10 protein-coding genes are annotated in these 12,474 nt (G+C 42.6%); 8 read left to right on the top strand and 2 right to left on the bottom strand.

What is annotated here, in order from left to right:
- Positions 1 to 64 precede the first annotated feature (64 nt).
- From QF041_RS06530 to QF041_RS06505, 6 genes are all read left to right on the top strand, one after another.
- Positions 65 to 739 (top strand): response regulator transcription factor, encoded by a 675-nt coding sequence (locus QF041_RS06530; protein WP_017688634.1) that lies wholly within the window; start codon positions 65 to 67, stop codon positions 737 to 739.
- Positions 736 to 2,106 carry a sensor histidine kinase gene (locus QF041_RS06525; protein WP_307413022.1) on the top strand — a complete coding sequence of 457 codons (1,371 nt, stop codon included), beginning with the start codon at positions 736 to 738 and terminating at the stop codon, positions 2,104 to 2,106. Before QF041_RS06530 ends, QF041_RS06525 begins: the two co-directional genes overlap by 4 nt.
- Before the next feature lie 217 nt (positions 2,107 to 2,323).
- A complete protein-coding gene (locus tag QF041_RS06520; RefSeq protein WP_373461286.1) occupies positions 2,324 to 3,310 on the top strand; it encodes an alpha/beta fold hydrolase in 987 nt (328 codons plus the stop codon).
- Between the two features lie 193 nt (positions 3,311 to 3,503).
- Entirely contained in the window at positions 3,504 to 4,424 is a 921-nt protein-coding gene (locus QF041_RS06515; RefSeq protein ID WP_307413018.1) for an alpha/beta fold hydrolase, read from the top strand.
- A 39-nt stretch (positions 4,425 to 4,463) separates the two neighbouring features.
- Positions 4,464 to 5,921, top strand: a complete 1,458-nt coding sequence (locus tag QF041_RS06510; RefSeq protein ID WP_307413016.1) for an alpha/beta hydrolase family protein — start codon at positions 4,464 to 4,466, stop codon at positions 5,919 to 5,921.
- 32 nt (positions 5,922 to 5,953) lie between these two features.
- Complete coding sequence (locus tag QF041_RS06505; RefSeq protein ID WP_307413014.1) at positions 5,954 to 8,041, top strand: serine hydrolase domain-containing protein; 2,088 nt, start codon at positions 5,954 to 5,956, stop codon at positions 8,039 to 8,041.
- A gap of 106 nt (positions 8,042 to 8,147) precedes the next feature.
- Here the strand turns inward: QF041_RS06505 and QF041_RS06500 are convergent, their stop codons facing one another.
- A complete protein-coding gene (locus QF041_RS06500) occupies positions 8,148 to 9,536 on the bottom strand; it encodes an MFS transporter (protein ID WP_307413012.1) in 1,389 nt (462 codons plus the stop codon).
- Between the two features lie 112 nt (positions 9,537 to 9,648).
- Positions 9,649 to 10,074 carry a MarR family winged helix-turn-helix transcriptional regulator gene (locus QF041_RS06495; protein ID WP_074094962.1) on the bottom strand — a complete coding sequence of 142 codons (426 nt, stop codon included), beginning with the start codon at positions 10,072 to 10,074 and terminating at the stop codon, positions 9,649 to 9,651.
- A 262-nt stretch (positions 10,075 to 10,336) separates the two neighbouring features.
- On the opposite strand from QF041_RS06495, the gene QF041_RS06490 reads away from it, so the two are divergent.
- Together QF041_RS06490 and QF041_RS06485 are read left to right on the top strand one after the other, a co-directional pair.
- Complete coding sequence (locus QF041_RS06490) at positions 10,337 to 10,711, top strand: hypothetical protein (RefSeq protein WP_307413010.1); 375 nt, start codon at positions 10,337 to 10,339, stop codon at positions 10,709 to 10,711.
- A 2-nt stretch (positions 10,712 to 10,713) separates the two neighbouring features.
- Entirely contained in the window at positions 10,714 to 12,432 is a 1,719-nt protein-coding gene (locus QF041_RS06485; RefSeq protein WP_307413009.1) for an ABC transporter ATP-binding protein, read from the top strand.
- Positions 12,433 to 12,474: the final 42 nt, after the last annotated feature.

Below are 12,474 nucleotides of genomic sequence, written 5' to 3'. Positions count from 1 at the left end.
TTTAATATTTACTATACTAGTTGGACTATATATTTAAACGTAACGGAGAGGACAGAAAAAACATATGGCTACTATACTCGTTGCAGACGACGATGCGAACATTCGTGAACTCGTCTGTCTATTTCTCAAAAACGATGGATTCACAACAGTGGAAGCTGCGGACGGTAAGGAAGCTCTCACTATATATGGCGAAACTCCAGTAGATCTGGTCGTCCTTGATATTATGATGCCTGTCATGGACGGTTGGGCACTGTGCAAAGAACTCCGAAGAGCCAATCCCGACCTCCCGTTACTCATGCTGACGGCGAGAGGAGAGACTTGGGAGAAGGTTAAAGGGTTCGAACTGGGTACGGATGATTATTTGACCAAACCGTTTGATCCATTAGAGCTGACCGCTCGTGTCCGAGCATTACTGAAACGATACAAAATCGGCTCCACACATACAATCCAGTTTGGCAACGTCATTCTGGACCGTCAGACGTATAAGGTGATGAGAGGCACGGAGTCGCTTACGTTACCACTTAAGGAGTTCGAATTGCTGTATAAGCTTGCTGGAACACCAGGACAAGTCTATACACGTGAGCAATTAATCGATCAGATATGGGGTATTGATTACGCGGGAGATGATCGAACAATAGACGTACATATTAAACGCCTGCGCGAACGATTCGCGACAACACCTGATTTTCGGATTGAAACGGTGCGTGGGCTAGGGTACAGACTTGAGGTCTATGAATGATCCGATCCATATATATTCGTGTGGTTCTGACCTTTCTGGGGTCTGTTATCGCTGGTACGGTCATTTCATTTTTTTTGTCTACCTGGATATTTGAGGACAAATTGAACCAAAACGCTCAAATTAACTTGCGTAATTTTGGCCAAGACGTTGTGCAGATCTATAAGACCCTGCCTTTACGTGAAGCGGACTTGTATGTAAGTGGAATGAAGCAGCTCAATTCCTATCATATTCGAATTTACGAAGCTACGGGACAGTTCACAACCTATGGAAAGACTAACGGACATAAGTCGGCTGTTGTGACGAGTGAGCAACTAAAGAAAGTATTAGCTGGAGGCGTTGTACAAGACACCAGGGATGGGATTGGTACAGTGCTCTTGGGGTTACCGTTGAAGACGGAGATGGGAACAAAAGCGATGTTTTTGGAAATACTCTCACCACCCTCAGCCACTTTTGTGGTCAAATGGGGCTTAATCTTTGCAACCTGTTCGTTGATGACAGGAAGTTTGTTAATCCTGGTTGCTTCTGTATATCTGGTTAGACCGATCAAAAAATTGACCAAAGCGACCAAACGGATTGCAGCTGGAGATTTCAACGTCAAGCTGAACATTAAACAAACGACGGAGATTGGTACATTGGCCCGCAGCTTTGAAGAAATGATGCATGATCTGCAGCAGCTGGAGCAGATGCGCAGGGAATTCGTTACCAATGTTTCGCATGAGGTTCAGTCTCCGCTCACCTCGATATCCGGTTACGCTTCGGCACTGAAGCAAGTAAATCTCTCAGAACAAGAGCGAAACCGTTACCTGGATATTATCATCTCAGAAGCAAAAAGAATGTCCAAAATGAGCGATAGCCTGCTCAAGCTGAGTTTGCTTGAATCGCAGTCACAGCAACTACGGCTCACCACCTTAAGCCTTGATGAACAGATCAGGCGGGTCATCGTTGCGCTTCAGCCTCAATGGTCTGGGCGCAACATTCATTTCGAGCTTGATTTGGAGAACGTGAAGGTAACGGCTGATCACGATCAGTTAAATCAGGTATGGACAAACATCATCGGAAATAGCATCAAGTTTTCCGAGGATGGCGGTATGATTAAAGTCAGTATCGAAGAGGACTTCAAAAATGTGACTGTTCGAATATCCGACACGGGCATTGGAATTCCCCTGGAAGATCAGAAGCGTATATTCGACCGTTTTTTCAAGGCAGATCGTTCCCACAGCCGCAAATATGACGGGAGTGGTATGGGACTTGCTATCGTTAAACAGATCGTGTCCCTTCATCAGGGTGACATCCGAGTGGAAAGCGAACCTGGTCAAGGCACGACCTTTATTGTCACGTTGCCCATCCATCCACCAACGGATAGTTAGGCTCACAGGATAGGGTCAATGAATAGAATATCCATCGGATTATCTAAACCGAATGTTCATGTCCTATGTAACATGCAAGCTTCCTTGTATGTTACATAGGACATTTTTTTTGCTTGTTCATACTCCATTCATATTCCGGTCATGGGGAGTACATCTTTCTTGATTAGGATTTCTTAAGCAGCCTGCCAGGCCAATATACAGATGAGGATAGGAGCAGATGAATGTGAAACTACAAGCAGACAAAGAAGTCCAGAGTAAAAGCAAAACCAAGAAAGTGTTAAACATTTTGTTTAAAGTACTTTGCGCAATCATTGTAGCAATCTTACTTTTTGTAGCTATCGTATATACCGTCAATAAAATCAGCAGTTATTCGGAGCAAAAAAGAATGGAACCATATGGTCAACATGTATCCGTAGACGGAAAAAATATGAATGTGTTCATTCAAGGCAAAGGCGAGGAAACGATTGTGCTTCTGCCTGGTTTTGGAACAGCGGCACCAGCGCTTGATTTTAAACCTCTTATCTCCGAGTTATCTCCATATTATAAAGTTGTCGTTGTTGAGCCCTTTGGTTACGGATTGAGTGATCAGACCGAAAAGGAACGTAGCACAGCAAATATCGTCAGTGAAATTCATGAAGCGTTACAGCGTCTACATATTGATCGTTATATCCTCATGGGTCATTCCATTTCGGGGATCTATAGCCTGGATTACGTGAACAAGTATGCAGATGAAATAAGTGCATATGTTGGGCTGGATAGCAGTGTTCCAGCGATAAGTGAACAGAAGATTGATTCCTCAGATACACAACCGATTAAATGGTTCCGCAACTTAGGCTTCGCCCGAGTGCAACTGAAACTGAGTGCTGACCCTTATGATGGACTGCCTTATGATGAGCAAACAAAAGAACAATTGAACATTCTGATACGCAAAAATATGTATAATACCACTCAATTAAATGAGGCAGAGAGTATGTATGCCAACTTTAAAACAGCTGAACAGCTGACGCTGCCTGTCAATCTCCCGGTTCTTTTCTTTGTTCAAAAGAATCATCCGGCAGCAGACAATTGGGTTCCGGAACACGAGAAATTAATAGAGAAATCTGTGCGTGGTGAAGTGGTGCTGCTGGAAGCAAATCATTATTTGTATCGTTCCCATCCCAAAGAAATTGCTGAAAAATTCAGGGGATTTATGACGCAGCAGTAAAGATAAATGAATTGGCTTGTTCATATTCAGTTCATATTGACGTCACGGGGAGTACATTTTCATTGGATAAGATTTCATTAGCAGCAAAAAAGACAATCGAACTATCAGTTCAAGACAGGAGAAGATAACACTGACGACGCAGCCTGCGGAAAAGAAAACAAAGAATAGATCAAAGGCCAAAAAAGTGAGAAACATGATACTGAAAATAGTAGGAGCAATCGTAATCGCCATTATTCTATTTCTAGGTATTGTTTATATCACCAATGTGATCAGTAGTAATTCAGAGGCCAAGAAAATAGATTCCTATGGTCAGCATGTATCTGTAGACGGGAAAAATATGAATGTACTCATTCAAGGCGAAGGCGAGGAAACGATTGTACTTCTGCCTGGTTTTGGAACAGCAGCACCAGTGCTTGATTTTAAACTGCTCATTGACGAACTATCACCATATTACAAAGTTGTGGCGGTTGAACCATTCGGTTATGGATTGAGTGATGAGACTGAAAAAGAACGAACCACAGAGAATATCGTAAGTGAAGTTCATGAAGCTCTGCAGCAACTCGATATTCATCAGTACATGCTCATGGGTCACTCCATTGCAGGCATTTATGGCATTGATTATGTGAACAAATATCCGGATGAGGTCACGGCATTTGTCGGAATTGATAGCAGTGTTTCAACACAACCGGGTATGGATGCCAAGTTACCTACAAAAATGTTCGCATTTCTTAAAAAATCAGGTCTCCAAAGATTAGTAGTCAAATTTGGTGAAGATCCTTATGCGGGACTCCCATTTGATGAACATACCGTAGAACAGATGAAAATGCTGTCGAATAAAAACTCGAACAGTTCCACGACTTTGAATGAAATGGACCATATTGCTTCCAATTTTAAAGGAGCCCAAGGATTAACCTTCCCTAAAGACCTTCCACTTCTTCTCTTTGTACAAGCTAATAATGAAGGTGTAGAAGGATGGATACCGCTGCATGAAGGGCAGATCAAAGATTCAGTACATGGGAAAGTAATCACCATGGATGGCGAACATTACTTGCATCATACGTTATTCAAAGAAATAGCTGAAGATGTTAGAGCATTCATGAACGAAGCGAAGTAAAAATTCTGTAAAAGTCCGTGCTGAGAGAGAGGAATTCAATTGAGATTATTTGAGATACTGTTAGTTCTATCCTGTTTCGCGTTACTCATAGACCTACTATTTATTAAAAGAAGTGCAAAGAAAATAGGCTTGGGTTTGGGTATAGGAAGTAGCGTTATATTATTAGTTCAATTGTTTGTTGAGGGATACAGATGGCAGTTGCTTGTGGTATATATCATGACGGCTCTATTCATAATCATCGTTTTATTCAGACATTCCGAAAAGATGATGAACCTTAAAATAGGGAAGTTCTTGAAATATAGTTTATCTTCCTTAATCGTTATTCTGCTTGTTGGTTCTACCGTCTTGTCTGTATACTTACCTGTTTTTAATCTGCCGAAGCTTGATGGTCCAGAGAAGGTGGGTACTCAAACATTTCATTTAACAGATCAGAACAGAGACGAAATCTTCACTGAAGATCAAAGCGATAAGAGAGAACTAATGGTTCAAGTTTGGTACCCAACTGAAAACAGCAATAATAACAAGCGTGACACGCTGTTTCCAAAAGATAAAGAAATGTTCAAAAAGTATATTCAGAGCTTCTCTAATTCTTTAAAACTGCCCGAATTTTTGCTCGACTACTTGAAGTATAGTCAAACCAACTCTTATGAAAATGTTGAAATATTACCTTCTACAAGTCCTTATCCCGTGGTACTACTATCTCATGGTATGGGAACCAGTAGAGTTCTACATGTATCACAGGCCGAGAATCTGGCCAGTCATGGGTATATCGTGGTCACCATCGATCATACGTATAGCACCTTTGCTACTCTTTTTCCAGATGGCCGTGTAACGGATTATAAAAAAAGCACGACTACACTAGATGAACGTACAAAAACAGGGAGTATATGGACGAAAGATGTGGAGTTTGTAATCGATCAAATCGAAAAGCTGAATTCAGGTGCAATCGAAAGTCAGTTTAAAGGGAAAATCGATCTAGATCACATCGGCGCGATGGGGCATTCTTTTGGGGGTGCAACCGCGTTTAATGCAACGTATTTAGATCAGAGAATCAAGGCCGGGGTTAATATGGATGGGTCACTATATGAAGTGGAAAATAGAGATGATATAAACAAGCCGTTTATGTTCATCCGATCGGGAAGTTTTGAAGACTGGTTCGCCAACTTTGAAATAGATAGAAATTCGGAGGATGAAGTAACTAAATCTCTTTCAGATGAGCTGCACATTATGAAAAATGTTATGAATCATGGGGGAAAAGTGATCTATGTAGAAGGAACCCAGCACTTCAATTTCACGGACCTTCAGTTCTATTCAGAGCTGGTTAAACTGTCCGGTATCACAGGAGATATCAATGGTAAAAGAGGATCAAACATCGTAAATCAATATGTACTCGATTTCTTTAACAAGCAACTGAAAGGAACGGGTGGAGATCTGATTCAGGGACCAAATGACTTGTATCCGGAGGTGAAATTTGTAGACCCAGAAGAAATCAAATAACCAAAACACTTAAAATTCTGGAGATGATGTGAATGGGACGACAAAAGGGAAAACGAACTTCAATCGCCGTGTTAACGCTGGTATTAACGATGTTAGCTCCAATGTCTGCAATGGCCGCGCCTGCTACAAGTAGCAGTGATTTTACGTATGAACCAACCAAGAAAACGGTGATGGAGAAAGCCAAGTTACTCACCGAGAAACATGGAATCACAAGCCTGCAATATGCCCTTATCGATGGTGGCGAGATTGTGGTGTCCGGTCAGACGGGTAAAAACGATAAAAACAACAAGGTGCCTCTTACGCCGGATACAATCTATGGCATAGGATCAACGAGTAAAATGTTCCTCACAGCTTCTGTTATGAAGTTAGTTGACGAAGGCAAGGTGGATTTGGATCTGCCTGTTGTGAACTATATACCTGATTTTCAGATGAAAGATCATCGCTACAAACAAATCACACCGCGCATGCTGTTGAATCATTCTTCCGGTCTGCTGGGCAGCACTGGCAGCAATGCCACATTGTACGGGGATAATGATACGTACTCACATGATACGTTTCTCGAGCAATTGGCGAGTCAAAACCTGAAGGCAGATCCCGGCGCATTCTCCGTGTATAGTAACGATGGGTTTACGTTATCCGAAATTATGGTTGAACGTGTTAGCGGCATGAGTTTTACAGCTTTTATACACCAATATTTTACGGAACCTTTGGACATGAAACATACCAAAACACCACAGGATGTGGTTGACACGGCAGCAATGGCGGGAATCTATTCTCCATTGTATGAGGGTCAGCTTCCACAAGAGAATTATAATGTTATCGCTACTGGAGGCATTTATTCCACCGCTGAAGATCTTGCGAAGTTTTCACAAATCTTCACGGGAGAGGTCCAAGGCATTCTTACCGATAAGTCTGTAGAAGCCATGGCGCAAGAAGAATATAAAAGAGGCATGTGGCCAGAGGATGGCGATACGTCTATATCTTACGGTTTAGGGTGGGATAGTGTAAATCTGTACCCATTCAGTGAATACGGTATCAAGGCAGTAACAAAAGGTGGAGATACCATATCGTACCACTCATCATTAGTCGTACTGCCGGAATATAATCTGGCTGCAGCCGTTACCTCATCAGGTGGGACAAGTGCCAAAGATCAGTTCATTGCGAGTGAATTATTACTCAGCGCACTTGAGGAAAAGGGGATTATTACAGAACGGAAGCCGGAAAAATCGTTTGGTGTGCCCCTGAAGGCAGATATACCTAAAGAAATAGCCACGAATGCAGGTATATATGGCGGCAATAATTCGGTTAAGAAGATCGAAATGAATACTGCTGGACAAATGACTGTATCCACACCCGCAGCTCCAAGTGATCCGGCTCAAAAATACACCTATACAGCAGATGGTACTTTTGTTAACGATGAAGGCACGGAAAAGTTGAAATTTGTTAAGGAGAAGAATGGAAGGACTTATCTGTGGTATCGATCTTATATATCCTTGCCAGGACTTGGACAATTGGCTTTCTCCGAATATAAAATGGAGAAGCTGGAAGCCAATGAATTATCCCAGGATATTACGGCCTCATGGGAGCAGCGTGAAGGAAAAAAATATTACCTGGTGAATGAGAAATATACATCAACGGTTTATCTCAATTCGGCACCAATTCTCCCTATTCATTTGGACAAAGAGACCCCGGGATATATATCCAATACTAAGATTATTGGAGCAAACGAAGCAGTCACGGAGCTGCAAATCCCTGGCCTGGCTGGACGTGATACAAAGGAGATTTATTTTGCTAAAAAGAACGGAGTAGAGTACATTACAGCCGTTGGTAGCATATACGCCAGTGAGGAAATGGTACAACCACTATATTCGGGTAAACAATCTCTAGCAACGATTCAAGCAGACGGATATGCCAGATGGTTTTCGATACCAGCAACGGTGAAAGGAAAAGTCATGACGGTTAAAATGCCTGCAACTGGCGCCTTTGCCGTATATGATCAGAACGGTATTTGTATTAATCACACCGTGGTCAGCGGTAAGAATGAGGTTGTTTTACCAGAAAACGGCCGCATTGTATTTGCAGGTGACGTGGATTCCACATTTGAAATTTCATTGAAATAGTAAAATGAATGTATTTAAAAAACATACCAAAGCGTTCTCCATGACGTGGGGAAGGTTTTGGTATGTCAATGTAGGGAATATTTAATTTTCCGAATTCAGGACGGTATCAGTTCTCCGCCGAGGCTTTTGCCTGCTTGATGCGAAAGGAAATCGTAAAGCTCAAGAGAACGAGAAGTAATTGAAGAGACAGAGCCAATATAATCCCCGTCAACAACCCCAAATTTAGTGACTGACTAACGGCAATAAGGGCTCCGCCGACGCCAATGCTTACCCCTGGGCTAAATGCATCTGTAAACTGAAGGCTGGCGGAGATCTCACCTTCTTCACCTGTTTTTATATGCTGTAGTGCAATCGCTCCAGTCGTAGGATGTGCCAAACCGATGCCGAATCCAGTGAAAAGCTGTGAAATCACTGCAAATACGATCCCTCCTTCGGGGAGGCCAACAGCGAGAATGACCGCAGCAACACCAATGATCATAAATCCAATACCAATGGTTACCCGTTTTTTTCGGCCCATCCCATGATCTTTAGCATCAAACCTGGACTGAAGCCAGGCAGCCGCTGACCAGCTTAATGCACCAGCGGCTACAATTAATCCTGCCATATCTGCAGGAAGCTTTTTAACATCTGTCAAAGCGAGGACAACATAACTCTCGGTCGCATTATAACTAGCAACAAAGAATCCTCTTGAAGCAATTGTGGCCGGTAAACCTCTTCTGGCACTTAAGGTGCCCTCTGGCAGCAGCTTTCGCAAAGGCTGAATCATGATAAGCAACCCTGCTACGGAAAGCACAATTCCTTTCCAATCGGTTATAAAGCCTAGCCCAGCCAGCAACATTCCCGTTCCAATAGTCAGTAATACTGCAAAACCTTCTTTTTGGTTATTCTTGGAAGGTTTATTCACTCTAACTGTAAATTTGCGGAAAGCGGGAAGCGTCAGCATGACAGCCAAACCAATGAAGGGAAGCACAAGCCAAAAAACAACTCTCCAGGAGATATGCTCCGCTATAAGCCCAGCAATATAAGGGCCTATTAGTGCAGGTAGAATGTAGGCGCCGGAAAACAAAGCAAGTATTTTCGTTCTCAGCTTATCAGGATAACCTAAAGTAATGCTGTAATATACACACGTAATGATACCGCCTCCACCAAACCCTTGAAATACTCTCCCTATAATTAGAGTAATCATGTTCACAGAAGTAGCCGCAATTACGATGCCGATCACAAAAAAAAGTATCGATATACCAAACGATGCGAATACGCCGTTTTTGTTGATCCGCGCCCCAATGATCATTGTTCCAAGGATTTGTGCCAAAAGAAAAGAGCTGAATATCCAACCGTACAAATGGAGCCCATTTAATTTTTGAGCCAGGCTTGGAGCAATCGTAACAACTGCTAAACCTTCAAACGCGACGGTAGTGACAGCAAGAATGATCCCAATGGTCAATGCTCTGTACTTGGCGTCGAAAACACCTGCTTCTTTTGCTGTTATTTCCATCTTAAAAATCTCCTTTAGAATAAATTTTAATAGTCTCGACCATAGTTGCTGCAGCAAGTATATGACAAAAAAAGTTATCCCCCCTTTAAAGTGGAGAGGACTCCTCTTTGGACTATAGATCTTTTACGTTGTTATACATTACAGTAAGAATCCTTCTAAACATCTCAACCTCCTCCTTGGATAACCCCTGGATCGTTTTATTATATGCATCCATGGAAGGAGCAAGAATTTCATCTTTCATATCTCGTCCTTTAGGAGTTAAATAAACACGTAAAGATCTTCTATCCGTTTCATGAATCACACGATAAATAAATTCTTTCTTTTCGAGCTTAAACAGCATCCGTGCAACATTCGTTTGGTCCTTATGAAGTCTCTCGGCAAGTTCTTTTTGAGTAATGCCTTCTTTTTCCCATAGTACGATTAGTATTTCCCACTGATCCACTGTGATGTCAAACGGATTGACTACCTTTTGATAGTAATTATTCAGTTTAAGTGCCGCGCGCTGTACATTAACACCGATATATTTTTCTAATTCCAAGGTTTTCCTCCTAAATAACCGTCATGATTATAGTTGCTGTGACCATTATAGTTCTACCTCTTTTTGGTGTCAATTAATAGAAGTGTTCATGGAAAAGTGCCCGATCCAAAGAGATCACTTCTTTTTCCGTTGAATTGATGTATGGCGTAAAGTTTACGTTGTTTCAAGTGAATATAAAGGTTGACATCTTTTGGGATTTCGCATACATTCGTATACATGAATGTATTGTATACAAACGTATACACATAATGGAGGTGGCAGGATGAGAGATCGTGATCTGAATGAAATCGATGGAAGTGTACGTCAAGGTGAGCGTCCGAGACGCGATATGAGTGACAATGAGCAACGTGGTGAACGTTCCAGACGTGGAAGAGGTCATGGTGAACATGAGGGAAAACGGGGCCGTGGTGCGCAAACTTTCCGTCGCGGCCGGATTCTTGTATTTCTGGAGCAGATGCAGAATCGGAGAACAACGCTTGTCCGACAACTTGGACAGGAGGAGTACGAACATATTCGCCCGATGATCAGTGGGGAGTTAAAAGCTATTGATCAGGTCATCGACGAGTATATCCATCTTTTCGAGCTGCAAAATGAAGATGTAAGTCCCAATAAGGATCTGGAGAGTGAGAGTGAATAAGTATGATTCGTCGTTTTTTTTCGTATTATCGTCCCTATAAAAAACTGTTTTTGATTGATTTTGGATGCGCTGTACTCGCAGGGCTTCTGGAGTTGGCTTTCCCCCTTGCCGTCAGCAAATTCATTAATGAATTGTTGCCAGGTCAGGATTGGCCTCTTATTATGCTTGCCTGTGTTGTGCTGTTATCCATCTATGCACTTAATACTGTATTGAACTATGTCGTTACATACTGGGGACATATGCTGGGCATTAACATTGAGACCAACATGCGTGAGAAGATGTTCGCTCACTTGCAGAAGCTGTCCTTCCGGTTCTTTGACAATCGTAAAACAGGTCACTTAATTGGTCATCTTACGAATGATCTGAATGATATCGGCGAGGTTGCTCACCATGGACCTGAAGATGTATTCATCGCAGTGATGACATTAATCGGATCATTCTGGCTGATGGCTAACATTAATCTGGAGCTTGCGCTGCTTACCTTTATCATTATCCCAATTATGGCTTGGGTCATTATTGTATTTGGTGGCCGCATGACAAAGACCTATCGGCGACTTTTCGGAGACGTCGGCAATTTCAATGCGCGCATTGAAGATAACGTTGGTGGCATGCGTGTTGTGCAATCGTTCGCCAACGAAGAACATGAGAAAGAACTTTTTGCGGTGGATAATCAGAATTTCCGTAAAACCAAACTGCTTGCCTACAAAACGATGGCGAAAAGTATCTCGGTCAGTTATATGATGATGCGACTGGTTACGGTGTTTGTCATGATCAGCGGGGCTTGGTTTTATATCGATGGCAGAATCAATATGGGTGACTTTATGGCCTTCTTGCTTCTATCCAATATCTTCTTCCGCCCGATTGAGAAAATCAATGCCGTCATAGAAAGTTATCCAAAGGGCATTGCTGGTTTCAAGCGTTATCTGGAGATCATTGATACGGAACCTGAAATTGCGGATAGCAAAAACGCCGTTGAATTCGAAAGTGTGAAGGGTGATATTCGCTTCGAGAACGTCTCGTTCGGATATGAATCCAGTCGGCGTATTCTGAGTGATATCAGTCTGTCTGTTCGACCAGGGGAAACTGTGGCTTTTGTTGGTCCTTCGGGTGCAGGCAAGACGACGATCTGTAGCCTGCTTCCCCGATTCTATGAGGTAGAAGAGGGACGTATCACTGTGGATGGCGTCGACATTCGTAACGTTAAGCTTCAATCCTTGCGCAAGCATATCGGAATCGTTCAACAGGATGTATTTTTGTTCTCGGGTACCATTAAGGAGAATATTGCTTACGGGGATTTGAGTGCAACGGATGAACAAATCTGGGATGCCGCCCGTCGTGCCTCGTTGGAGGAACTGATTCTCACGTTGCCTGATGGTATGGATACTGTCATTGGCGAGCGTGGAGTCAAGCTATCCGGAGGACAGAAGCAACGGTTATCTATTGCTCGTATGTTCTTGAAAAATCCACCCATTCTTATTCTGGATGAGGCAACCTCTGCGCTGGACACGGAAACGGAAGCACTGATCCAGCAATCACTCGCTGAATTGTCGGTGGGCAGAACGACACTCGTGATTGCTCACCGTTTGACAACCATCAAAAATGCAGATCGCATCATCGTAGTGAATAAAGATGGTATCGCTGAGCAGGGCAACCATGAGGAATTGGTCGCCGCTGGAGGGATATACAGCCGTCTTCATCAGGTGCAATATAGTCACTCTTAATCCATGTAAATTGAACAAAAAAATAATTACACTCTTCACTCC

The organism is Paenibacillus sp. W2I17, from assembly GCF_030815985.1.
Taxonomy (GTDB): Bacteria; Bacillota; Bacilli; order Paenibacillales; family Paenibacillaceae; genus Paenibacillus.
Note: the sequence above shows the minus strand (reverse complement) of the source record. Positions and strands in the feature narration are given on the sequence as shown.

What these genes read in the sequence shown, in the direction of transcription:
- QF041_RS06530 (WP_017688634.1), top strand. Translation starts at nt 65, where the DNA reads ATGGCTACTATACTCGTTGCAGACGACGATGCGAACATTCGTGAACTC.
- QF041_RS06525 (WP_307413022.1), top strand. Translation starts at nt 736, where the DNA reads ATGATCCGATCCATATATATTCGTGTGGTTCTGACCTTTCTGGGGTCT.
- QF041_RS06520 (WP_373461286.1), top strand. Translation starts at nt 2,324, where the DNA reads ATGAATGTGAAACTACAAGCAGACAAAGAAGTCCAGAGTAAAAGCAAA.
- QF041_RS06515 (WP_307413018.1), top strand. Translation starts at nt 3,504, where the DNA reads ATGATACTGAAAATAGTAGGAGCAATCGTAATCGCCATTATTCTATTT.
- QF041_RS06505 (WP_307413014.1), top strand. Translation starts at nt 5,954, where the DNA reads ATGGGACGACAAAAGGGAAAACGAACTTCAATCGCCGTGTTAACGCTG.
- QF041_RS06500 (WP_307413012.1), bottom strand. Translation starts at nt 9,536, where the DNA reads ATGGAAATAACAGCAAAAGAAGCAGGTGTTTTCGACGCCAAGTACAGA.
- QF041_RS06490 (WP_307413010.1), top strand. Translation starts at nt 10,337, where the DNA reads ATGAGAGATCGTGATCTGAATGAAATCGATGGAAGTGTACGTCAAGGT.
- QF041_RS06485 (WP_307413009.1), top strand. Translation starts at nt 10,714, where the DNA reads ATGATTCGTCGTTTTTTTTCGTATTATCGTCCCTATAAAAAACTGTTT.